Origin of the sequence: Pseudomonas syringae KCTC 12500 (genome assembly GCF_000507185.2) — a bacterium.
GTDB classification, from domain to species: Bacteria; Pseudomonadota; Gammaproteobacteria; order Pseudomonadales; family Pseudomonadaceae; genus Aquipseudomonas; species Aquipseudomonas syringae.
In genome coordinates, this window is record NZ_AYTM02000002.1 from 1,228,211 (window position 1) to 1,251,219 (window position 23,009).

General features: G+C 58.4%; 28 protein-coding genes. 11 read left to right on the forward strand and 17 right to left on the reverse strand.

The annotated features are described in order from the left end of the window. Nucleotides 1-33 precede the first annotated feature (33 nt). The 4 genes from cysN to V476_RS05875 all read right to left on the reverse strand — a co-directional run bounded on the left by cysN (nucleotide 34) and on the right by V476_RS05875 (nucleotide 4,215). Nucleotides 34-1,932, reverse strand: a complete 1,899-nt coding sequence (gene cysN / locus V476_RS05860; RefSeq protein WP_016568910.1) for a sulfate adenylyltransferase subunit CysN — start codon at nucleotides 1,930-1,932, stop codon at nucleotides 34-36. A gap of 53 nt (nucleotides 1,933-1,985) precedes the next feature. Further along, a complete protein-coding gene (locus V476_RS05865; RefSeq protein ID WP_024959681.1) occupies nucleotides 1,986-2,327 on the reverse strand; it encodes a four helix bundle protein in 342 nt (113 codons plus the stop codon). A gap of 58 nt (nucleotides 2,328-2,385) precedes the next feature. Next, complete coding sequence (cysD, locus tag V476_RS05870; protein ID WP_024959680.1) at nucleotides 2,386-3,303, reverse strand: sulfate adenylyltransferase subunit CysD; 918 nt, start codon at nucleotides 3,301-3,303, stop codon at nucleotides 2,386-2,388. Between the two features lie 153 nt (nucleotides 3,304-3,456). Then, on the reverse strand, nucleotides 3,457-4,215 hold the full coding sequence (locus V476_RS05875) for a Nif3-like dinuclear metal center hexameric protein (protein WP_003364071.1): 759 nt from the start codon (nucleotides 4,213-4,215) through the stop codon (nucleotides 3,457-3,459). A gap of 111 nt (nucleotides 4,216-4,326) precedes the next feature. On the opposite strand from V476_RS05875, the gene algW reads away from it, so the two are divergent. Next, nucleotides 4,327-5,487 (forward strand): Do family serine endopeptidase AlgW, encoded by a 1,161-nt coding sequence (gene algW, locus V476_RS05880; RefSeq protein ID WP_003340656.1) that lies wholly within the window; start codon nucleotides 4,327-4,329, stop codon nucleotides 5,485-5,487. Nucleotides 5,488-6,336: 849 nt separating this feature from the next. On the opposite strand, the gene hisC is transcribed toward algW, so the two are convergent. From hisC to V476_RS05930, 10 genes are all read right to left on the reverse strand, one after another. Further along, nucleotides 6,337-7,389: a histidinol-phosphate transaminase gene (gene hisC / locus V476_RS05885; protein WP_024959679.1), complete on the reverse strand. Its 1,053-nt coding sequence runs from the start codon at nucleotides 7,387-7,389 to the stop codon at nucleotides 6,337-6,339. After that, nucleotides 7,389-8,735, reverse strand: a complete 1,347-nt coding sequence (hisD, locus tag V476_RS05890; RefSeq protein ID WP_024959678.1) for a histidinol dehydrogenase — start codon at nucleotides 8,733-8,735, stop codon at nucleotides 7,389-7,391. Before hisD ends, hisC begins: the two co-directional genes overlap by 1 nt. A gap of 123 nt (nucleotides 8,736-8,858) precedes the next feature. After that, nucleotides 8,859-9,494: an ATP phosphoribosyltransferase gene (gene hisG, locus V476_RS05895; RefSeq protein ID WP_002555077.1), complete on the reverse strand. Its 636-nt coding sequence runs from the start codon at nucleotides 9,492-9,494 to the stop codon at nucleotides 8,859-8,861. A gap of 153 nt (nucleotides 9,495-9,647) precedes the next feature. After that, entirely contained in the window at nucleotides 9,648-10,913 is a 1,266-nt protein-coding gene (gene murA / locus V476_RS05900) for a UDP-N-acetylglucosamine 1-carboxyvinyltransferase (protein ID WP_003395244.1), read from the reverse strand. Nucleotides 10,914-10,935: 22 nt separating this feature from the next. Beyond that, nucleotides 10,936-11,175, reverse strand: a complete 240-nt coding sequence (locus V476_RS05905; RefSeq protein WP_002555079.1) for a BolA family protein — start codon at nucleotides 11,173-11,175, stop codon at nucleotides 10,936-10,938. Nucleotides 11,176-11,290: 115 nt separating this feature from the next. Further along, nucleotides 11,291-11,596: an STAS domain-containing protein gene (locus V476_RS05910; protein ID WP_003313585.1), complete on the reverse strand. Its 306-nt coding sequence runs from the start codon at nucleotides 11,594-11,596 to the stop codon at nucleotides 11,291-11,293. Then, complete coding sequence (locus V476_RS05915) at nucleotides 11,593-12,243, reverse strand: MlaC/ttg2D family ABC transporter substrate-binding protein (RefSeq protein ID WP_003395243.1); 651 nt, start codon at nucleotides 12,241-12,243, stop codon at nucleotides 11,593-11,595. The genes V476_RS05910 and V476_RS05915 overlap by 4 nt, the downstream gene beginning before the upstream one ends. Nucleotides 12,244-12,253: 10 nt before the next feature. After that, on the reverse strand, nucleotides 12,254-12,721 hold the full coding sequence (mlaD, locus tag V476_RS05920; RefSeq protein WP_003313587.1) for an outer membrane lipid asymmetry maintenance protein MlaD: 468 nt from the start codon (nucleotides 12,719-12,721) through the stop codon (nucleotides 12,254-12,256). Beyond that, complete coding sequence (mlaE, locus tag V476_RS05925; RefSeq protein WP_003313588.1) at nucleotides 12,721-13,518, reverse strand: lipid asymmetry maintenance ABC transporter permease subunit MlaE; 798 nt, start codon at nucleotides 13,516-13,518, stop codon at nucleotides 12,721-12,723. Before mlaE ends, mlaD begins: the two co-directional genes overlap by 1 nt. Further along, the gene (locus V476_RS05930) at nucleotides 13,518-14,327 is read right to left on the reverse strand and encodes an ATP-binding cassette domain-containing protein (protein ID WP_003313589.1); all 810 of its coding nucleotides are present in this window, start codon (nucleotides 14,325-14,327) and stop codon (nucleotides 13,518-13,520) included. The genes mlaE and V476_RS05930 overlap by 1 nt, the downstream gene beginning before the upstream one ends. A 304-nt stretch (nucleotides 14,328-14,631) precedes the next feature. Between V476_RS05930 and V476_RS05935 the strand changes: the two genes are divergently transcribed. From V476_RS05935 to V476_RS05980, 10 genes are all read left to right on the forward strand, one after another. Next, a complete protein-coding gene (locus V476_RS05935; RefSeq protein WP_003313590.1) occupies nucleotides 14,632-15,606 on the forward strand; it encodes a KpsF/GutQ family sugar-phosphate isomerase in 975 nt (324 codons plus the stop codon). Next, on the forward strand, nucleotides 15,606-16,145 hold the full coding sequence (locus V476_RS05940; RefSeq protein WP_003413390.1) for a KdsC family phosphatase: 540 nt from the start codon (nucleotides 15,606-15,608) through the stop codon (nucleotides 16,143-16,145). The genes V476_RS05935 and V476_RS05940 overlap by 1 nt, the downstream gene beginning before the upstream one ends. Before the next feature lie 8 nt (nucleotides 16,146-16,153). After that, nucleotides 16,154-16,726, forward strand: coding sequence for an LPS export ABC transporter periplasmic protein LptC (lptC, locus tag V476_RS05945; RefSeq protein ID WP_024959677.1), 573 nt, complete (start codon nucleotides 16,154-16,156; stop codon nucleotides 16,724-16,726). Further along, entirely contained in the window at nucleotides 16,713-17,261 is a 549-nt protein-coding gene (gene lptA, locus V476_RS05950) for a lipopolysaccharide transport periplasmic protein LptA (protein ID WP_003424523.1), read from the forward strand. The genes lptC and lptA overlap by 14 nt, the downstream gene beginning before the upstream one ends. Next, on the forward strand, nucleotides 17,262-17,987 hold the full coding sequence (gene lptB / locus V476_RS05955) for an LPS export ABC transporter ATP-binding protein (protein WP_003313594.1): 726 nt from the start codon (nucleotides 17,262-17,264) through the stop codon (nucleotides 17,985-17,987). Nucleotides 17,988-18,170: 183 nt separating this feature from the next. Next, entirely contained in the window at nucleotides 18,171-19,664 is a 1,494-nt protein-coding gene (locus V476_RS05960; RefSeq protein WP_003340639.1) for an RNA polymerase factor sigma-54, read from the forward strand. 75 nt (nucleotides 19,665-19,739) lie between these two features. Beyond that, complete coding sequence (gene hpf / locus V476_RS05965) at nucleotides 19,740-20,048, forward strand: ribosome hibernation-promoting factor, HPF/YfiA family (protein ID WP_002555091.1); 309 nt, start codon at nucleotides 19,740-19,742, stop codon at nucleotides 20,046-20,048. A gap of 10 nt (nucleotides 20,049-20,058) precedes the next feature. Further along, entirely contained in the window at nucleotides 20,059-20,523 is a 465-nt protein-coding gene (ptsN, locus tag V476_RS05970) for a PTS IIA-like nitrogen regulatory protein PtsN (RefSeq protein WP_024959676.1), read from the forward strand. Nucleotides 20,524-20,525: 2 nt separating this feature from the next. Continuing rightward, nucleotides 20,526-21,383 carry an RNase adapter RapZ gene (rapZ, locus tag V476_RS05975; RefSeq protein ID WP_003377550.1) on the forward strand — a complete coding sequence of 286 codons (858 nt, stop codon included), beginning with the start codon at nucleotides 20,526-20,528 and terminating at the stop codon, nucleotides 21,381-21,383. Nucleotides 21,384-21,399: 16 nt separating this feature from the next. Beyond that, nucleotides 21,400-21,672, forward strand: coding sequence for an HPr family phosphocarrier protein (locus V476_RS05980; RefSeq protein ID WP_003395235.1), 273 nt, complete (start codon nucleotides 21,400-21,402; stop codon nucleotides 21,670-21,672). A gap of 9 nt (nucleotides 21,673-21,681) precedes the next feature. Here the strand turns inward: V476_RS05980 and V476_RS29060 are convergent, their stop codons facing one another. Genes V476_RS29060 through V476_RS05990 form a run of 3 tightly spaced genes read right to left on the reverse strand, consistent with a single transcriptional unit; the run spans nucleotide 21,682 to nucleotide 22,911 of the window. After that, nucleotides 21,682-21,810 carry a hypothetical protein gene (locus V476_RS29060; protein WP_080278461.1) on the reverse strand — a complete coding sequence of 43 codons (129 nt, stop codon included), beginning with the start codon at nucleotides 21,808-21,810 and terminating at the stop codon, nucleotides 21,682-21,684. Between the two features lie 27 nt (nucleotides 21,811-21,837). Further along, nucleotides 21,838-22,449, reverse strand: coding sequence for a superoxide dismutase (locus V476_RS05985; RefSeq protein WP_024959675.1), 612 nt, complete (start codon nucleotides 22,447-22,449; stop codon nucleotides 21,838-21,840). Further along, entirely contained in the window at nucleotides 22,450-22,911 is a 462-nt protein-coding gene (locus V476_RS05990; protein WP_024959674.1) for a tetratricopeptide repeat protein, read from the reverse strand. It abuts the gene before it with no gap. Between the last annotated feature and the right edge of the window lie 98 nt (nucleotides 22,912-23,009).

Here is a 23,009-nt window from a genome sequence, read left to right on the forward strand (position 1 = left end):
TGCGGAGGCAAGCCCCCTGCCAGGGGATATGAATCAGATCGCGCCGCGGCTGCGCAGCAGATCCAGCACCTGCCTGACGCTTTCTTCCACGTTGAGTGTCTGCGTGTCGATCACCAGATCGGCATTCAGCGGCACGTCATACGGGAAGGACTCGCCAGGGATATTGTCGCCATCAGCGGCATACAGGCCCTGCGGATCACGCTCGCGGCAGACCGTTGGCGACGCCTGTACATAGACGGTGAGCAGGCGATCCTTGCCGATCAGCGCCTTGGCGCGCTCACGCCCTTCGGCATCCGGAGCAACGAATGCGGCCAGGGTCAACAGGCCGGCTTCGTTGAACTGACGCGCCACATGCGCGGCACGGCTCCAGTTCTCGGTACGACCTGCACGATCCTGTGGCAAGCCTTTGTTCAGGTCATGACGCAGGTTCTGACCGTCCAGGACATAGACCGCACGGCCCATGTCGAACAGCTTGCGCTCGACCGCATAGGCCAGCGTGCTTTTGCCCGCGCCGGAAAGGCCGCTGAACAACACAGTGGCCGGTTGCTGACCGAAGCGCTGCGCGCGCTCTTCGGTGGAGACGTGAGCCAGTTCGCCATGGTGCTGCGAGCCGCCACCTGAAACCGGCTTGGCGATGATCATGCCCGCCGCAACGGTGCCATTGGTCAAACGATCGATGACGATGAACGAACCCGTGGTGCGGTTGCTGCTGTAGCCGTCCAGCGCGATGGGCGCATCAAGGCTGACCTTGACGCGGCCGATCTCGTTCAGTTGCAACGAGCTGGCAGGGCCTTCCTCCAGCGTGTTCACATCGACCCGATGGGTGATGCTGGCAATGGAGCCTGGCACATAGCTGGTGGCGCGCTTGATGTCGTACTTCTTGCCCGGCAGCATCGGTTCTTCGGCCATCCACACCAGCATGGCATCGAACGCATCGCTGACCTGCGGAACGTTGTCGGCATGCACCAGCAGGTCACCACGGGAAATGTCGATCTCGTCTTCCATGGTCAGCGTCACCGCCTGACCCGGCCCCGCCTGCTCCAGCTCGCCTTCAAAGGTGACGATGGACTTCACACGGCTGCTCTTGCCCGACGGCAGCACGACGATCTCGTCGCCCTTGTGCACGATGCCGCTGGCCAGCGTACCAGCGAAACCCCGGAAGTTCAGGTTCGGACGGTTGACGTACTGCACCGGGAAACGCAGGTCCGCATAGTTACGGTCGCTGGCGATTTCGACCGTTTCGAGAATTTCCATCAGCGACTGGCCGGTGTACCAGGGCGAACGCTCGCTCTTGTTCACCACGTTGTCGCCCTTGAGCGCCGACATAGGTACAAAAGCCATGGTGGTCGGCTTGAACGCGATGCCGTCGGCAAACTTCAGGTAATCGGCCTTGATCGACTCGAAAACGCTTTCATCGAAGCCGTTGAGGTCCATCTTGTTGATGGCGACGACGATATGCTTGATGCCCAGCAGCGAGGCGATATAGCTGTGACGACGGGTCTGGGTCTGCACGCCGTAGCGGGCGTCCACCAGAATGATCGCCAGGTCACAGGTCGACGCACCGGTGGCCATGTTGCGGGTGTACTGCTCGTGGCCCGGGGTGTCGGCGATGATGAATTTGCGCTTGGCCGTGGAGAAATAGCGATAAGCGACATCGATAGTGATGCCCTGCTCCCGCTCGGCCTGCAGGCCATCCACCAGCAACGCCAGATCGACGTCATCACCCGTGGTACCGGACTTCTTCGAGTCACGGGTGATGGCTTCCAGGTGATCCTCGTAGATCATCTTGGAGTCGTGCAGCAAACGCCCGATCAGCGTGCTCTTGCCGTCATCGACGTTGCCACAGGTAAGAAAACGCAGCATTTCCTTGCGTTCGTGCTGGCCCAGGTAGGCGAGGATGTCCTCGCTGATCAAATCAGATTGGTGACTCATAGCGGTTGAGCTCCAAGCTGTAAGCTTCAAGCGGCAAGCTTGTCGGCGTACAGCTATTCAGAAATTTTGTTGATCAGCCCGCACAGCATTTTCGAGAGCTCGCGGGTTTCAGTAATCAATGCTGCTGCAACTGCCTCAGGGATATAACCGATTTCACTGCCGATCATGAGCTGAGTTCTCAGCTCGCCGCACGAGGCTTTCGCAATATACAAAAAGCGACATTTGTCCTTGGCAGTGAATCGCTCCATGCCCTCAGCAATATTGCTTGGTACCGACAAACCAGAGCGTGTGATCTGGCTTCTGAAAGCCAGATCAGGGCAAGACGCCGTTTGCCTGTAGAGAATGACCGCCAGCGCCTTTACTCTTTGCCATACCAAGAGTCTCTCGAAGTCCATTTCGATCCCCTGCTTTTAATTTTCTTGTAGCTTGCCGCTTGAAGCTAAAAGCTGCTCCTTAGAAATAACCCTGACGTTTCTTTTCTTCCATCGAACCAGCGCCGTCATGGTCGATGACCCGGCCCTGGCGTTCGGAAGTTCGCGTCAGCAACATTTCCTGAATGATGTCGGTCAGGCTGGTCGCTTCGGACTCGACGGCACCGGTCAGCGGGTAGCAGCCCAGGGTGCGGAAACGGACCTTTTTCTTGACGATGCGCGACTTCTCTTCATCGGTGAGATGCTCGAGGATGCGCTCGTCGTCGATCATGATCAGCGTGCCGTTCCTCTCGATAACGTCGCGTTCGGCGGCGAAATACAGCGGCACGATCGGGATGCCTTCAAGGTAGATGTACTGCCAGATATCCAGCTCGGTCCAGTTGGAGAGCGGGAACACACGGATCGACTCACCTTTGTTGACGTTGCCGTTGTAGACGTTCCACAACTCGGGACGCTGGTTTTTCGGGTCCCAGCGGTGCTTGCTGTCGCGGAACGAGTAGACGCGTTCCTTGGCCCGGGACTTCTCTTCGTCGCGTCGGGCACCGCCAAAGGCGGCGTCGAAACCATGCTTGTCGAGCGCCTGCTTCAGGCCCTCGGTCTTCATGATGTCGGTGTGTTTGGCGCTGCCATGGGTGAACGGGTTGATGCCCTGCGCCACGCCATCGGGGTTGATGTGGGTGATCAGGTCCAGGCCCATTTCCTCGACCATCTGGTCGCGAAAGCGATACATCTCCTGGAATTTCCAGCGGGTATCGACGTGCATGACCGGGAATGGCAGTTTACCGGGGAAGAATGCCTTGCGCGCCAGGTGCAGCATCACGGCCGAATCTTTGCCGATCGAGTACAGCATCACCGGGTTATCGAACTCGGCGGCGACCTCGCGGATGATGTGGATGCTTTCCGCCTCCAGCTGTTTCAGATGCGTCAGTTTGTCAACCATGGCTACTCACGGATTGCGTTCGTTATGGACCGGGAAACCCCGGGGCGGCCAGCGGGCCGTATTCGAGCCGGGCACTTTAACATGCGTGATATCGCTAATCAGCGATGCAACTAGATCGAAACGATCTATGCATATGCCCTGCTGTTTGATCGTTCAAATCGGATTCGGACAGTCGATAAAGATATGCTCGAGCGCAAAGCGCCGCGCCAGGTAGTCGCCCAGTGCCTGAACGCCATAGCGCTCGGTGGCATGATGGCCGGCGGCGATGAAGCTGATGTCGTTCTCTCGTGCGCTATGAAACGTCTGCTCCGACGCTTCGCCACTGAGGAACAGGTCGACGCCCTCAAGCACCGCCTGATCGATGTAGTTCTGCCCCCCACCCGTGCACCAGCCGACACGGCGAATCATCTGACTGCCTTCGATGAGCAATGGCTCACGCCCCAGCGCGTCCTGCACGCGACGAGCGAAATCCCGCGCAGTCATGGGTTCGGACAGCGAACCGATCAGCCCGACCACGCGCGGGTTTTCGGGGTCCAGAGGACCTTCGACCGTGATGTCCAGTTGACGCGCCAGTTGCACGTTGTTGCCCACCTCGGGATGCACATCCAGCGGCAGGTGGTAGGCCAGCAGGCTGATGTCATGCTTGAGCAAAGTTTTCAGGCGACGCTGCTTCATGCCGACGACACACGGGTTTTCGCCCTTCCAGAAATAACCGTGGTGGACCAGAACCAGATCAGCCTGAGCGTCGACTGCCGCGTCCAGCAGGGCCTGACTGGCCGTCACGCCACTGACGATGCGCATGACTTGCGGCCGCCCTTCGACCTGCAGGCCATTGGGGCAGTAATCCTGAATCCGGGCACTGTTCAGATAGCGGTCGGCTTCTTCGACCAGGGTGCTCAGGGCAACAGCCATAAAAGACTCCTAAATATGCAGTTCAGAGCTGCGTTGTACTCGTATAATGCCCGCCATTATGGCGCACCCGTGGCAAAACTTTCTGCGCCCGCAACCATCAGGACTTGTTAAATGTTCAAGGCACTGCGTTTTTTCGGCTGGCCATTGCTGGCTGGCGTGCTTATCGCCATGCTGATTATTCAGCGCTACCCGCAGTGGGTCGGTCTGCCGAGCCTGGATGTCAATCTGCAACAGGCCCCACAGACCACCAATGTCATGCAAGGTCCGTCTTCCTATGCCGACGCGGTCATTGCCGCAGCGCCCGCGGTGGTCAACCTCTATACCACCAAGATGGTCAACAAGGGCAACAACCCGCTTTTCGAAGACCCGCAGTTCCGACGCTTCTTCGGCGACAACACGCCCAAGCAGAAGCGTATGGAATCGAGCCTCGGTTCTGGCGTGATGATGAGCCCCGAAGGCTACATACTGACCAACAACCACGTCACCACCGGCGCGGACCAGATCGTGGTCGCGCTCAAAGACGGCCGCGAAACCATTGCCCGGGTCATCGGCAATGACCCGGAAACCGACCTGGCGGTGCTCAAGATCGACCTGAAAAACCTGCCGGCGATTACCATCGCGCGCTCTGACAGCATCCGCATCGGCGACGTGGCACTGGCGATCGGCAACCCGTTCGGGGTCGGCCAGACCGTGACCATGGGCATCATCAGTGCCACCGGGCGCAATCAATTGGGCCTCAATACTTATGAAGACTTCATTCAGACCGATGCGGCCATCAATCCGGGTAACTCGGGCGGCGCGCTGGTGGACGCCAGCGGCAATCTGATCGGTATCAATACCGCGATCTTTTCCAAGTCCGGCGGCTCGCAGGGCATCGGCTTCGCCATTCCGACCAAGCTGGCTATGGATGTCATGAAGTCGATCATCGAGCATGGTCAGGTCATTCGTGGCTGGCTGGGCATCGAAGTTCAACCTCTGACTCAGGAACTGGCCGAATCCTTCGGGCTGAAGGATCGTCCAGGTATCGTCGTGGCGGGCATCTTCCGCGACGGACCGGCGCAGAAAGCCGGGCTGCAACTGGGCGACGTGATCCTGAGCATCAATGGCGAACCTGCCGGCGACGGTCGTCGCTCGATGAACCAGGTGGCGCGCACCAAACCCAAGGACAAGATTGCGATCGACGTGATGCGTAACGGCAAGGAAATGCGCCTGAGCGCCGAAGTCGGCCTGCGCCCACCGCCCGCCCCAACACCCGTCGCCGCGCCGGAGTGACGCCAGCACCTGGAAGTGCGGTACAACGCAGATCTGTGACGCCGGGAATAAAAGGTGTCCACGCTTCTGCCCGGAGGGCGTGAGAGCGAGGTGTTTTCGGGCCATGTGAAACACTCACATGAAACACTCACACAGGTCGGCTGTGTTTCGAGCCATGCGAATGCCCTGCGGCACTGATGACCTTGTGGGAGCGAGCTTGCTCGCGAAGACGGTGTTTCAGTCGATGCATTTTCGGCGCTTGTGCAGCCCCTTTCGCGAGCAAGCTCGCTCCCACAGGTCCGGGGTGTTTTCGAGCCATGTGAAACACTCACACAGGTCCGAGGTGTTTTCGAGCTATGTGGATTACTCACACAGGTCGGCTGTGTTTCGAGCCATGCGAATGCCCTGCGGCACTGATGACCTTGTGGGAGCGAGCTTGCTCGCGAAGACGGTGTTTCAGTCGATGCATTTTCGGCGCTTGTGCAGCCCCTTTCGCGAGCAAGCTCGCTCCCACAGGGCCGGGGTGTTTTCAAGCCATGTGAAACACTCACACAGGGCCGTGGTGTTTTCGGGCCATGTGAAACACTCACACAGGTCCGGGGTGTCTTCAAGCTATGTGGATTACTCACATAGGTCGGCTGTGTTCGAGCCATGCAAATGCCCTGCGGCAATGATGACCTTGTGGGAGTGAGCTTGCTCGCGAAGACGGTGTTTCAGTCGATGCATTTTCGGCGCTTGTACAGACCCTTTCGCGAGCAAGCTCGCTCCCACAGGTCCGGGGGTGTTTTCGAGCCATGTGGATTACTCACACAGGTCGGCGATGAGTGACGGCGCAGAGTCAGCCCGTTTTCGGGCTGACCGATCCGCTTCTCAGATGTCGCTCAGACCTTCCAGCAACGCTTGATGCTGCTCTGGCGTGCCGATGCTGATGCGGAGGAACTGGGCGATTCGCTGCTGTTTGAAGTGACGGACGATGACGCCCTGTTCGCGCAATTTGGCGGCCAGTGCTGCGGCATCATGTTGCGGGTGGCGGGCGAAGATGAAGTTGGCTGCCGATGGCAGAACCTCAAAGCCTTTGCCCTGCAACTGCTCGACCAGTACCTCGCGGTTTTCGATGACCTTGTTGCGGGTGGTTTCGAAGTGCTCGCGATCCTCGAAGGCGGCCGCCCCGCCCACATTGGCCATGCGGTCCAACGGATAGGAGTTGAAGCTGTTCTTGATCCGCTCCAGCGCCTCGATCAGGTCAGGATGCCCCACCGTCAGGCCGACGCGCAGACCGGCCAGCGAACGCGACTTGGACAGGGTCTGGGTGACCAGCAGGTTCGGGTAACGATCGACCAGCGTAATAGCTGTCTCGCCACCAAAGTCGATATACGCTTCATCGACGACCACCACCGAGTCCGGGCTGGCCTTGATGATCTGCTCGACCTTGTCCAGACCGAGCAGGCAACCGGTCGGCGCATTCGGGTTGGGGAAGATGATCCCGGCATTCGGTCTGGCATAGTCTTCGGCACGAATCTGGAACTGCTCATCCAGCGGGACCAATTCGTGATCGATGCCATACAGGCCGCAATACACCGGATAGAAGCTGTAGCTGATATCCGGGAACAGCAGCGGAGCATCGTGCTGAAACAAGGCGTGAAAAATGTGCGCCAGCACCTCGTCCGAGCCGTTGCCCAGGAACACCTGATTGGGCTGCACCTTGTAGTAATCGGCGACAGCGTGCTTGAGCAGATCGCTGTTGGGGTCCGGGTACAGGCGCAAGTCGTCGGTCAGCGCAGCGCGCATGGCGTCGATGGCCTTTGGCGAAGGGCCATACGGGTTTTCATTGGTATTGAGCTTGACCAGGCGGGTCAGCTTCGGCTGCTCGCCCGGCACATAAGGCACCAGATCGCTGACAAAAGGGCTCCAGAATTTGCTCATTATTTGCCGTCCTCTGTGTTGCCTGCTTTCCAGTCAGGGTCAGTGATTCGATATTCGGCACTGCGCGCGTGGCCGCTCAGGGACTCGCCACGAGCCAGCACGGACGCTGTCTTGCCCAGCTCGGACGCACCTTGCGGCGAGCAATAGATGATCGACGAGCGCTTCTGGAAATCGTAGACGCCCAGCGGCGAGGAAAAACGCGCCGTGCCGGAGGTAGGCAGCACATGGTTGGGACCTGCGCAGTAATCGCCCAGCGCTTCGGAGGTGTGGCGCCCCATGAAAATCGCACCCGCATGGCGGATCTGCGGCAGCCAGGCTTCCGGATCGGCGACCGACAATTCGAGGTGCTCGGGCGCGATGCGATTGGCGACTTCGATGGCCTGGGCCATGTCAGACACTTTTATCAGGGCGCCGCGACCGTTGATCGACGTTTCGACGATGGCCGCCCGCTCCATGGTCGGCAGCAGACGGGTGATGCTGGCCGCCACCTTGTCGAGAAATTCGGCATCCGGACTGACCAGAATGGCCTGGGCATCTTCGTCGTGCTCGGCCTGGGAGAACAGGTCCATGGCGATCCAGTCAGGATCGGTCTGGCCGTCACACACCACCAGAATCTCGGAAGGACCAGCGATCATATCGATCCCCACCTGACCGAAGACGTGACGCTTGGCGGTCGCCACATAGATGTTGCCAGGGCCAACAACCTTGTCGACTTTCGGCACGCTTTCAGTGCCGTAAGCCAGCGCGGCAACAGCCTGCGCCCCGCCAATGGTGAACACCCGGTCGACCCCTGCAATGCAGGCAGCAGCCAGCACCAGCTCGTTGATTTCACCACGCGGCGTCGGCACGACCATGACCACTTCGGTCACACCTGCCACTTTGGCCGGTATGGCGTTCATCAATACCGAAGACGGATAGGAAGCTTTGCCACCCGGCACGTACAGACCTGCACGGTCCAACGGCGTGACCTTCTGGCCCAGCACCGTGCCGTCGGCCTCGGTGTAGCTCCAGGAATCCTGCTTCTGCTTTTCGTGGTAGCTGCGCACACGCTCGGCGGCCTTTTCCAGGGCTTCGCGCTGAACCGCAGTAATGCGCGTCAACGCCAGTTCCAGGCGCTCGCGGGGCAGGATCAGGTCAGCCATCGACGCAACCTGCAGCCCGTCGAACTTCTGGGTGAACTCGACCAGCGCCGCGTCGCCACGCTCACGCACCGCCTTGATGATGTCGAGCACGCGCTGGTTGACCGAGTCGTCAGACACACTTTCCCAGCTCAGCAGATGATCCAGATGTCGTGCGAAATCCGGGTCAGCAGCGTCGAGTCGGCGAATTGCAGTGGGAGTGGTCATAGCGGGGCCTCAATAATTGGCGGATGCTCAGGAGCCTAAAGCTACCAAGCTATCCGCGCAGGCACCTGAGAAATTTGGCTATGACACGGATAGCTGGACGCAACTCAACGTTGCGTGTGGGGATCAGCTACGGTGTCGCGACTCCACTGCCTTGCGCAGGGTGTCGATGAGAGCCTGAATACGTGCGTGCTGCATCTTCATGGAGGCCTTGTTCACCACCAGACGCGAGCTGATGGTCGCGATCAGCTCCTGGGGCTCCAGGCCGTTGGCGCGCAGGGTATTCCCGGTGTCGACCACGTCGATGATCTTGTCTGCGAGGCCAATCAGCGGTGCCAGCTCCATGGAGCCGTACAACTTGATGATATCGACCTGACGGCCCTGCTCTGCGTAGTAACGCTTGGCGACGTTGACGAACTTGGTCGCCACGCGCAGACGCCCCTTGGGCTCGACCGCACCGATGGCACCCGCGGTCATCAGCTTGCACTTGGCAATCTGCAGGTCCAGCGGCTCATATAGGCCCTGACCGGTGTATTCCATCAGCACATCCTTGCCCGCGACACCCAGGTCGGCGGCACCATGCTCGACATAGGTCGGTACGTCGGTGGCACGCACGATCAGCAGGCGCACATCGGCCTGAGTCGTGGGGATGATGAGCTTGCGGCTCTTGTCCGGATTCTCGGTTGGCACTATGCCGGCTTCAGCGAGAAGCGGCAGAGTGTCGTCAAGAATGCGGCCCTTGGACAGTGCGATGGTCAACATGGGAAACGTAAATCCTTATCAGGAAACTTTTGTCACGACGCAAGCGGCGCATGACAACCCTCAGGCCTGTTGACCTGAAGTGAAACGAATCAGAAATTACACCCGCGACAGAACAGGCGGCCCTGATGCCAGTGGCATCAGGACCGCATGCTGCTAGCCCGGAACGCGGCGGATCTTGGCACCCAGCATTTGCAGCTTCTCTTCGATGCACTCGTAACCACGGTCTATGTGGTAGATGCGGTCGATCAGCGTGTCGCCCTGGGCAACCAGCGCCGAGATCACCAGACTGGCCGATGCACGCAGGTCGGTCGCCATGACTGGCGCGCCCTTGAGCACTTCGGTGCCGGTAACAATGGCGGTGTTGCCTTCAACCTGAATCTGAGCGCCCATGCGGTGCATTTCATACACGTGCATGAAGCGGTTTTCGAAGATGGTCTCGATGACCGCCCCCGTGCCTTCGGCAATCGCGTTGAGCGAGATGAACTGCGCCTGCATGTCGGTCGGGAACGCCGGATAAGGCGCAGTACGCACATTGACCGCCTTTGGGCGCTTGCCGTGCATGTTCAGCTCGATCCAGTCTTCACCGGTCGTAATTTCCGCACCGGCTTCCTGAAGCTTGAGCAGCACAGCTTCGAGGATGGTCGGATCGGTGTCCTTGACCTTGACGCGACCGCCGGTAACGGCAGCGGCCACCAGGTAGGTGCCGGTCTCGATACGGTCAGGCATGACCTTGTAGGTGGCCGGGCCCAGACGCTTGACGCCATCGATGGTGATGGTATCGGTACCTGCGCCGTGAATCTTGGCACCCATTGCAATCAGGAAGTTGGCCAGATCGACAACCTCTGGCTCGCGTGCGGCGTTCTGCAGCACGCTGCGACCGTTGGCGAGGCTGGCAGCCATCATGATGTTTTCAGTACCGGTCACGCTCACGGTATCGAAGAAGAAGTTGGCACCGCGCAAGCCACCCTCGGGTGCCTTGGCCTTGATGTAGCCACCTTCGACGTCAATGATCGCGCCCATGGCTTCAAGGCCACGGATGTGCAGGTCGACCGGACGCGAACCGATGGCACAGCCACCTGGCAGAGCCACTTCGGCCTCGCCGAAGCGAGCGACCATCGGGCCCAGCACCAGAATCGACGCACGCATGGTTTTCACCAGTTCGTACGGCGCGACCAGAGTCTTGATGGTTCGCGGGTCGATTTCGACACTGAGCTTTTCGTCGATCACAGGCTCGATGCCCATGCGACCGAACAGCTCGATCATGGTCGTGATGTCGTGCAGGTGCGGCAGGTTCTGAACAGTGACGGGTCCGTCCGCCAGCAACGTGGCGGCAAGGATCGGCAGGGCAGAGTTCTTTGCCCCGGAAATGCGAATTTCGCCATCAAGACGAACGCCGCCGGTAATAATCAGTTTATCCATTAGAGTCTCGACACCAATTGGCTCAGGAACGCTCGGCCCATGCAGCGCGGCTGAAAAATTTCATGGTCACCGCGTGGATGCTGCCATCGGCAATCCAGGGGTTCAGATGGGTATAAATCTGTTGCTGACGTTTGACCGGGCTCAGGCCGGCCAACTCGTCGCTGATGATATTCAGCTGGAAGTTGCAGCCTTCGCCTTCGACTTCCACTTTGATTTCCGGCAGCTTTCCTTCAAGGAAGCTTTTAACTTCTACGGCCTGCATGCTTAACCTCGATCGGCGCTGTACGCGCGCGGGTCTGGCATCATACAAAAAAAGCCCATGTTATGCGAAGCCCGACAAGCAGGTCCCGGATAAAGGGCTTTTTCGATAGTGCTTTTCAGTGGGCGTCCAGCAGCTCGGTCAAACCTGATACGCGAGCTATCTGGCGCATGTCTTCGGGGAGCGAGCGCAACGTCATGGACTTGCCCGCATCCCGGGCATCGCGCATGAACGCCAGCAACAAGGCCAGGCCGACGCTGCTGGACTTCTCGACACCCGAGCAGTCCAGCGTGAGGTCTGCCAGATCACCGGATTTGATCAGTGCCGCACCCTGCTTGCGCAGTTGCGGCCCTGTGCGGTAATCCAGCACACCAATCAGCCTGAGCTCACCCGGCCCGACAAGGCGAACGGCAGATTCGGTCATTGCACCGGCTTCTGCGTAGCATCGACGGTAGATTTGGTCTTGGCCACTTCGCCAGCCCAGTTGTTGATGGTGGTGTCCAGGTTGTTGCCGTTGCGCTGCATCGCATCAGCGAACTGATCACGGAACAGTTTGCCGATATTGATACCGTTGATGACAACGTTACGCACTTTCCACTCGTCGTTCAGCTTGACCAGCGTGTAGGACACCGGATAAACCGCGCCGTTACTGCCCTTTACCTGCATGTCAACGCTGGTGCGGTCATTGCCTTCGTCCTTGGCAGGTGCGACGGTGATGCCCTGATTGTTGAATTCAAGCAAGGCATTGCCATAGAACTGCATCAGGCTTCGCTTGAAGTTTTCCTCGAAACGCTTCACCTGTTCGGGACTCGCCTTGCGGGAATACTTCACGGTCATGATGCTTTTGGAGATGCCATCGGCATCCACGACAGGACCGACGATGCGGTTCAGTGCATCGTAGAACGCGCTTGGGTTGGCTTTGTACTGCTCGCGATTGGTCGCCAGGTCACTCAACAGTTCCTTGGTGGTGCGCTCCACCAGGTCATGAGCCGACGGGGTGGCCGCGGCATTCGCCAGCATTGGCAGAGTGGCCAGCAATACCAGCAGGCCACGGCGCAGAATAGAGATCATTTGAAGCTCCTCACTTGGCGTCTTTACTAACAGTATTGAGCAGGAATTTTCCGATCAGGTCTTCCAGCACCAGCGACGACTGCGTGTCATGGATAGTCCCGCCATCCTTGAGCAGCTTGTCATCGCCACCGACGCTGAGACCAATGTATTTTTCACCCAGCAAACCGGCCGTCAGAATCGACGCAGTCGAGTCCGAAGGCAGGTTATCGACCTTCTTCTGAATTTCCAGTGTGACGCGACCGGTAAAGGTATCGCGATCCAGATCGATCGCCGTCACCTTGCCGATCGTGACGCCAGCCATGCTTACCTTGGCTCTGACAGTCAAACCGGCAATATTGTCGAAGTAGGCATAAAGTTTATAGGTGTCGGTGCTTGCGCTCGTGCTCAGACCACTGACTCGCAGGGCCAGCAGGAGCAGAGCCAGTATCCCCGCCAGCAGGAACAGACCGACTCCGGTTTCGATGGCACGGTTTTGCATCAGAAATCTCCAAACATCAAAGCGGTCAAAATAAAGTCCAGTCCCAGCACGGCCAACGAGGCGTAAACGACGGTTCTGGTCGTCGCTCGACTGATCCCCTCGGAAGTAGGCTCGCAATCGTAACCCTGGAAAACGGCAATCCATGTCACCACGAAGGCAAATACGACGCTTTTGATCACCCCATTGAGCACATCGTTCGTGAAAGAAACGCTGTTCTGCATGTTCGACCAGAAAGAACCGTCATAGACTCCCAGCCAATCGATCGCCACCCAGGAAGCTCCCCAGATACCGACCACGCTGAAAATCATCGCCAGAATCGGCAGCGAGATGAACCCGGCCCACAGACGCGGGGCAACGATGTACTTGAGCGGGTCGACACCGATCATTTCAAGGCTCGACAGCTGCTCGGTGGATTTCATGTTGCCAATCTCGGCGGTCAATGCCGACCCTGCACGACCGGCGAACAGCAAGGCCGTCACCACAGGACCAAGCTCACGCAGCAGGGTCAGGGCAACCATCTGGCCGACCGCCTGCTCCGAACCGTATTTGGTCAGGATGCTGAACCCCTGCAGCGCCAGTACCATGCCGATAAACATGCCGGACACCACAATGATGACCAGCGACATGACACCTACCGAATACAGCTGCCTGACCAGCAATTGAAAACTGCTGCCCGCACCGCCGCGACCGAGCAAGGCATGCACCAGAAACAGACCGGAGCGCCCCAGAACAGTAACAATATCAATGGCCGACCGCCCCAGCAGGCGAACCCGGTCCATCAGTGACTTATTGCGCATCAGCGCTTCCCCAATAGATCTTCGCGAAAATCCGGCGCCGGATAGTGGAACGGTACAGGACCGTCAGGCTCGCCGGTCATGAATTGACGAATACGTGGATTGTCCGAGGACATCAGTTCCTGAGGCGTACCCTGCCCCAGCACCTGCCCGTCGCCGACAACATATAGGTAGTCGGCAATGCTCGCAGTCTCGCTGAGGTCATGCGACACCACGATGCTGGTAATACCCAGCGCGTCGTTGAGCAGGCGGATCAGACGCACCAGCACCCCCATCGCAATCGGGTCCTGCCCGACGAAGGGCTCGTCATACATGAGAATCTGCGGATCAAGAGCGATTGCGCGCGCCAGCGCGACACGACGCTTCATGCCGCCCGACAATTCGTCCGGCATCAGCTCCACCGCGCCGCGCAGGCCTACGGCCTGAAGCTTGAGCAGAACGATGTCGCGGATCATTTCTTCCGGCAGCTCGGTGTGCACGCGCAGGGGAAAGGCGACGTTTTCGAAAACATCCAGATCGGTAAACAGCGCACCGCTCTGAAACAAAACGCCCATCTGCTTGCGAGCATCGAACAGATCACTGCGCGACAGCTCCGGCAGATTCTGGCCGTTGACCCACACCTGCCCTTCGCTCGGGCGCAACTGGGCACCCATCAGGCGCAGCAGGGTCGTCTTGCCGCAGCCTGACGGCCCCATGATCCCGGTGACCTTGCCGCGCGGAATACGAATATCAACGTTATTGAAAATGCTGCGCGCACCGCGTTTGAAAGACACACCTTTCAACTCGACCGCATAGGCGTCATCAGGACTCATCTAAACTCCTTGCGATACAGCTTCCACCCCGAGCCGCCGGTTTTTGAACACCGAGAGGCTGCCCAAGCGTGCCGAACAGGCCGCGAACTATATCACCGCAGCCACCCGCCCCCAAGAAGAGAACCGAGCGGTTCAGGTATTCGCTGAATTATTCTGTACCACAATGTTATGGCCACAGGCTTGAATACAGACACGCAGGTGCGTAGGAAATTCGTTTAAAAACAACACAACGACGATCAGACGTGAGGGAATCGTTCATTACCGCTATAATCGCCGCCTTTCAGCAGGCTGATCCTCTCCAGACATGAACCAATCCAGTGACCTGATCCAATCGGCGCAACGCACCATTCGCCTTGAGATAGAAGCCATACAAGGCCTGCTTGAACGTCTTGACGGCGACTTCGTGCGCGCGTGCGAAATGATCCTCGCCAGCAAAGGGCGTGTGGTCGTGGTCGGGATGGGCAAGTCCGGACACATCGGCAACAAGATCGCTGCCACGCTGGCGAGTACCGGCACCACCTCGTTTTTCGTGCATCCGGCCGAAGCCAGCCACGGCGACATGGGCATGATCACCCGCGATGACATCATCCTGGCCCTGTCGAACTCCGGCAGCACCAACGAAATCGTCACCCTGCTGCCACTGATCAAGCGCCTGGGCATAAAGATGATCAGCCTGACCGGCGACTCCGAGTCCATTCTGGCCAAGGCTGCCGACATCAACCTCAACGCGCATGTCGTGCATGAGGCCTGCCCGCTCAACCTGGCACCGACGTCCTCGACGACCGCCGCACTGGTCATGGGCGACGCTCTCGCCGTGGCGCTGCTCGATGCACGTGGTTTTACCGCCGAAGATTTCGCATTCTCCCATCCGGGCGGCGCATTGGGTCGCCGCCTGCTGCTCAAGGTCGAGAATGTGATGCACTCCGGCGAATCACTGCCCAGCGTGCAACGCGGCACTCTGCTGCGCGATGCGCTGCTTGAAATGACTCGTAAAGGTCTGGGCATGACGGCTATCGTCGAAGCCGACGGCACACTGGCCGGCATCTTCACTGACGGAGACTTGCGCCGGACACTGGACCGGCCTGTCGATATCCGCCAGACCATCATCGATGAGGTCATGACGCTTCATGGCAAGACCGCCCATGCCGAGATGCTCGCTGCCGAGGCGCTGAAGATCATGGAGGACAACAAAATCAGTGCGCTTGTTGTCGTAGACCAGAACGACCGTCCGGTTGGCGCATTCAACCTGCAGGATCTCCTGCGCGCAGGCGTCATGTAATGGAAACCGAAATAATGACCCAGGATCTCATGCAACGCGGCAAGGCCATCAAGCTGGCAGTCTTCGACGTCGATGGCGTACTGACCGATGGCCGCCTTTACTTCATGGAAGATGGCAGCGAGATCAAGACATTCAATACTCTCGACGGCCAAGGCATTAAAATGCTGATAGCCTCGGGGGTCACCACCGCGATCATCAGTGGCCGCAAGACCGCGATAGTCGAGCGCCGGGCAAAGAGCCTGGGCATTGAACACCTGTTTCAGGGACGTGAAGACAAACTGGTGGTACTGGACAAGTTGCTGGCAGAACTCAACCTGAGTTACGAACAGGTCGCCTATCTGGGTGATGATCTGCCAGACTTGCCCGTCATCAGACGCGTCGGTCTGGGCATGGCAGTGGCCAATGCTGCCGGCTTTGTACGCGAGCACGCACACGGGATAACCAGGGCGCGAGGCGGCGAAGGTGCAGCGCGCGAATTCTGCGAACTGATTCTGAGTGCGCAAGGCAACCTTGAAGCGGCTCACTCCGCCTATTTATAGAAGCCATTATGTTCACTAAAAAAATTCGCAAGTTCCTGCTTCTCGGGGTACTGGCGCTGCTGCTGGCAGCGGTCGGTTACTGGAACATCAGCCCGGAAAGCTTCATGGACCAGCCTGATGCGTCGCTTGACGACACGGCGATCGACTACTATGCGATCAATACTCGCAGCGTGCAGTACCTGCCAGACGGCACACTTCAGTACGACATGACCTCCGACAAGGTCGAGCATGTGAAGGCCACAGATGTGAGCCTGCTGACGACACCCAATCTGAACATGTACCGCGGCGGAGCATTTCCGTGGCACGTGCAAAGCAAACGAGGTGAAGTTTCGTCCGACGGCGATCAGGTCGAGCTGATGGATTCCGTTCGTGTTGAACGCACCGATGAAAAACAGCGCACGACCATTATTACCAGCAGCCGCATGACCGTATTTCCTCAGAAGGAATATGCGCAGACCGACCAAGACGTTAGAATCGACGGCGCGGGCGGTGTCACTACGACCAAGGGAATGAAAGCGTATTTGAAAGACAGCAGGATGGACCTGCTGTCCAACGTAAGAGGACAGTATGAGGCTCGTTAAAACTCTTCCTTTATTGCTCGGCCTGGGCGCAGCACTGGGAAGCGCGAGCGCCTGGTCCCTGCCAACCGACCGAGATCAGCCTATCCACATCCAGTCTGACGATGCTCAGCTCGATGACAAGAAAGGCGTGGCGACTTACAAGGGCAATGTCATCATCACTCAGGGCTCGATGAAAATCACGGGCAACACCGTGACAATCACGCGTAATGCCCAGGGCGAAGTCGACGTCTTCACCTCCGTCGGCAACCTGGCTTACTACGAGCAGAAGCCTGCCGTAGACAAACCGATCGTGCAGGCCTATGCCGTCACCATCCAGTATTACGCTGGCCAGGACCGTATCGTCCTGATCGACAAGGCCAAGGTCATCAATGATGGCAACACCTCGGAAGGCGAGAAAATCGTCTACGACACGGTTAGACAGGTCGTCACCGCTGGTCGGGCCAATGGCGGCGCCAAGGTGACTACACCACGTCCGCGTATCGACATGGTCATCCAGCCGAAAAAGAAAACCGATCAACCTCAGAAGGCCCAGTAAATGGCGACGCTCAAAGCCCAGCATCTGGCTAAAAGCTACAAAAGCCGGCAGGTCGTGCGCGATGTGAGCATTTCCATCGACAGCGGCCAGATCGTCGGCCTGCTGGGCCCGAACGGCGCCGGCAAGACCACCTGTTTCTACATGATAGTGGGTCTGGTCCAGGCTGATCAGGGTCGTGTGCTGATTGACGATCTGGATGTCAGCCATCAACCCATGCACGGTCGCGCCCGCGCGGGCATCGGTTATTTGCCTCAGGAAGCCTCGATTTTCCGCAAGCTGTCGGTGTCCGACAACATCATGGCGATTCTCGAGACCCGCAAGGAGCTCGATGCCGGTGCGCGCCGCAAGGAACTGGAAAGCCTCCTGCAGGAGTTCCACATCACCCATATCCGCGACAACCTGGGCATGAGCCTGTCCGGCGGTGAACGTCGCCGCGTGGAAATCGCTCGAGCCTTGGCCACCGCGCCGAAATTCATCCTGCTGGATGAACCGTTCGCAGGTGTCGACCCTATTTCGGTAGGCGACATCAAGCAGATCATTCACCATCTCAAGGCCAAGGGTATCGGTGTACTGATCACTGACCACAACGTCCGGGAAACGCTGGATATCTGCGAAATGGCCTACATCGTCAACGATGGACAGCTGATTGCGGAAGGCGACTCCGAGACCATTCTGGCGAATCAGCTGGTGAAAGAGGTCTACCTCGGCCACGAGTTCCGCCTTTAATCGACTGCCCCGTTGCGCTTCGCAGCCGATTGATGCCTACGCAGTGTATTGACAACATTTTATTTGTCATACCACTCTAGGCAAACGCACAGGTTTCAGGCATATAATTTGCTTAAGTTGGCGCCACGGCGCCTGTAGTAGATGGCGCATGCGCGCCGGCGAATAAGGTGTTTAGCCCCTGCCATGAAACCATCGCTAGTCTTGAGAATGGGCCAGCAGCTGACGATGACACCGCAGCTGCAACAGGCAATCCGCTTACTTCAGCTTTCCACTCTGGATCTCCAGCAGGAGATCCAGGAGGCGCTGGAGTCAAACCCTATGCTGGAGCGGCAGGAAGAAGGCGACGACTTCGACCACTCCGATCCGCTTGCCGACAACATCGAACAAAAGCCCAACCCCGACGTTCAGGAACCGACTTATCAGGAATCCGCGCCTACCGTGGATAACCTTGAAGAAGGCGAATGGAACGAACGCATTCCCAATGAGTTGCCCGTCGATACTGCATGGGAAGACATCTACCAGACCAGCGCCAGCAGCCTGCCAAGCAATGATGATGACGAGTGGGACTTCACCACACGCACCTCTGTGGGCGAAAGCCTGCAAAGCCACCTGCTGTGGCAACTGAATGTTGCGCCGATGTCCGATAAGGATCGCCTGGTGGCGGTCACGCTGATCGACTGCATCAACAACCAGGGCTACCTCGACGAGACGCTCGATGAGATTCTCGAGTCGTTCGACCCCGAACTGGACATAGAGCTCGACGAAATCGAAGCGGTACTGCACCGCATCCAGCAGTTTGAACCTGCCGGCATCGGCGCACGCAACCTGAGCGAATGCTTGCTGCTGCAACTGCGCCAACTGCCGGCGAAAACACCTTGGCTGACAGAAGCACAACGCCTGGTCAGCGACTACATCGACCTGCTCGGAAGCCGCGATTACGGCCAGCTGATGCGGCGCATGAAGCTCAAGGAAGACGAGCTGCGCCAGGTCATCGAGCTGGTGCAGAGCCTCAACCCGCGTCCAGGCTCGCAGATCGAATCCACCGAAGCCGAATACGTCATTCCGGACGTCATCGTGCGCAAGGACAACGAACGCTGGCTGGTCGAACTCAATCAGGAGTCGGTGCCACGCCTGCGCGTCAATCCGCAATACGCAGGCTTCGTGCGACGCGCCGACACTAGCGCAGACAACACCTTCATGCGCAATCAGTTGCAGGAAGCACGCTGGTTCATCAAGAGCCTGCAAAGCCGCAACGAAACACTGATGAAGGTCGCCACGCAGATCGTCGAACATCAGCGCGGTTTTCTCGAGTACGGCGACGAGGCCATGAAGCCGCTCGTCCTCCATGACATTGCCGAGGCAGTGGGCATGCACGAGTCGACCATCTCGCGGGTGACCACGCAGAAATTCATGCACACCCCACGTGGCATTTACGAGCTGAAATACTTCTTCTCAAGCCATGTGAGCACCTCCGAGGGCGGCGAATGCTCGTCCACGGCAATTCGCGCAATCATCAAAAAACTGGTTGCGGCGGAAAATCAGAAAAAGCCGTTGAGTGATAGCAAGATCGCTGGTTTACTGGAGGCACAAGGCATTCAAGTAGCCCGTCGCACAGTCGCCAAGTACCGTGAGTCTCTCGGGATCGCCCCTTCCAGTGAGCGTAAGCGACTGATGTGATACAGGCCGAGCCACAGCGTCCCAGTGGCAGGCGTCATGCCTGCCTCTTTATGCACTGGCAAAGGAGAAAGCTGTATGCAAGTCAACATCAGTGGACACCAACTGGAAGTGACCAAACCCCTTCGTGAATACGTTGAGCTCAAGCTCAAGAAGCTCGAGGGGCATTTTGACAAGATTACCAACGTGCAGGTCACGATGACGGTCGAAAAGCTCAAGCAGAAGATCGAAGCCACGTTGCACATCCATGGTGGAGAGGTTGTTGCCAATGCTGAACATGATGACATGTACGCTGCCATCGACCTGCTCACTGACAAGCTAGATCGACAATTGCTCAAGCATAAGGAAAAGCAGCAAAGCATCCTCAAAGGTGCGGCCGCTCGCTAACGCCCATTTAATGATCCGAATCGAAAATATCCTGACCCCCGGCCGTTCGCTCGTGAACGTGCCGGGTGACAGCAAAAAGCGTGTACTCGAAGACATCGCCAATCTGATCGCTCGTGAAGTACCGGGCATGGATGTCGACACGGTGCTTGGAAGCCTCGTTGCCCGCGAAAAGCTGGGCTCGACCGGTTTTGGCAACGGTATTGCCATCCCTCATTGCCGCCTCCCCGGCTGTGACGAGCCCGTAAGTGCGGTCATTCACCTCACCAACCCTATCAACTTCGATGCTATCGATGGCGCACCAGTGGACCTGCTTTTCGTGTTGCTGGTCCCGCAAGCCGCCACCGATGCACACCTGGAGCTGCTGCGCCAGATCGCAAGCATGCTTGACCGCGCCGATGTGCGTGAACGCCTACGCAGTGCCAAAAGCGGTGAAGCGCTTTATCAAGTGGTGCTGGACGTGCAGAACGGCCACTGACCATGCGCATGATCATCGTCAGCGGCCGCTCCGGCTCAGGCAAGAGTACGGCGCTCGATGTGCTGGAAGACAACGGTTTCTATTGCGTCGACAACCTGCCAGCCGGCCTGCTGCCGGAACTGGCCGAACGCGCGCTGATCAACACCGAACTCGCCGAACCCTTGCTGGCGGTTTCGATAGATGCCCGTAACCTGCCAAGCCACCTCACACGCTTCCCGCAGATGCTGGATGAAGTGCGTTCACGCAATATCCAATGCGACGTGCTTTACCTGGACGCCGACGAAGCCACCCTGCTCAAGCGTTTCTCAGAAACCCGACGTCGCCACCCGCTGAGCACAGCGGACCGCTCGCTGGCTGAGGCGATACGGGATGAGACCACCCTGCTCGGCCCGATCATCGACCTGGCCGATCTGAAGATCAACACCACTCACCTGAACCTGTACCAGCTGCGTGACGCACTGAAACTGCGCCTGCTGAACAAGCCCGAGCCGGGTACGGCGTTCCTGATCGAGTCGTTTGGCTTCAAGCGTGGCATGCCTGTCGATGCAGACCTGGTATTCGATGTGCGCTGCCTGCCCAACCCTTATTGGAAGCCTGAGCTGCGCGACCATTCGGGCCTGGAACAACCGGTTATCGACTACCTGTCCGCGCAGGCCGATGTAGAAGAGATGTTCCAGGATATCTTCTCCTACCTCAATAAATGGCTACCGCGCTTCGCAGCCAGCAACCGCTCTTACGTTACCATTGCCATCGGTTGCACCGGCGGGCATCACCGCTCCGTCTACCTGACCGAACGGCTTGGCCAGGTCTTGCAACAATCACTCAAGAACGTTCAGGTCCGCCACCGCGACCTTAGCTGAAAGGATTTACACTGCGATGCCCGTTCGTCAAATCACCATCATCAACAAACTGGGCCTGCACGCCCGCGCCGCCGCCAAATTCGTCGGCGTCGCAGGCAAGTTCCCCTGCAAGATCAGGGTCGGCCGCACTCCGGAGAGCATGGTCGACGGCAAAAGCATCATGGCCGTGATGATGCTGGCTGCCGGCAAGGGCACCGAGATCCACCTGCACACCGAAGGTGAATTCGAACAGGAAGCACTCGACGGACTGGTTGAGCTGATTGATAACAAGTTTGATGAGGGCGAGTAAGCCCACCCGTCACCAGTGCATTCGCAGCCAGCTCACCCCATGAGCGACCAGTAACGCCATACCCGCCATCAGCAGCACAGTGCCGACTGCCTGACGCAACAACCGCACTCGGCCGATGGCGAATATTCCTGAGCGCATAAACTGCCTTGGGTCAGGTTACAGAAGTCAGGCCAGAGCAGCTTGGTAACGTCGGGAAACTTCATCCCAATTGATCACGTTGTAAAACGCATTGATGTATTCGGGACGACGGTTCTGATAGCGCAGGTAGTAAGCGTGCTCCCACACGTCCAGCCCCAGAATCGGCGTGTTGCCATTCATCAGCGGGCTGTCCTGATTACCGCTGCTTTCCACCACCAGCTTCTTGTCAGGGGTGACGCTCAGCCATGCCCAGCCACTGCCAAAACGGGTCAACGCGGCCTTGGTGAATGCCTCCTTGAAGCTTTCGTAGCCGCCCAGTTGCTCATCGATGGCCGACGCGACAGCGCCTGTGGGCAAGCCTCCCCCGCCTGGCACCATGACCTCCCAGAACAACGAGTGATTGGCATGGCCGCCACCCTGATTGATCACCGCGGGGCGCAGGTTTTCAGGCAACTGCTGGACGCTGGCGACCAGCTTCTCCACAGACCAGTCCGCGAACTGGGTGCCTTCGACCGCGGCATTGAGGTTGTTGATGTACGTCTGGTGATGCTTGGTGTAGTGGATTTCCATGGTTTGCGCATCGATGTGCGGCTCGAGCGCATCGTAGGCGTAAGGCAGTGCTGGCAATGTATGAGACATTCAATGTGCTCCGTAGAAAAGTCCGGATTGAGTGGCTGAAGTGCGCTGCAGCGATGAACGCGTGTGCTCGCCGTTGCTGTTCAGCAAACGATGGGTGCGCGGGTACTCGCCATGCTCGCTGATGAAACTCAATAGCTCGGCGTAGGTTTTGCTGCTATGGCGCAAGGCCGCTTCACGCAGGGCGGGAGGCAGGCGTTGGCTCTGCATGGTCTGCAACAGGTGTTGATGGATGGCGCATAGGTATTCGGCGCTTTCCTCCGGCTGCCCCAGGCTGAGGTGCAGGTCCGCCAGGTTGTGATGGGAGATCACACACGCCGCGACGGCTTCGTCCACGTCCGGCCACCGCTCGAACAGCACCTGCGCCAAGGCCAGCGCCTGAAGGTACAGCTCACGGGCTTCGACCCACTCACCGAGACTGAAACAGCGATTGGCCTGTTCAATGGTGCGTTTCCAATGCTGCATGACATACCTCCAGAGGCGCAGGCTGGCCGGATCAACTGATCCTGACGGCCACAGCACACCTTCAAATGATATTCATTATTAAATGAGATTTTGACTCA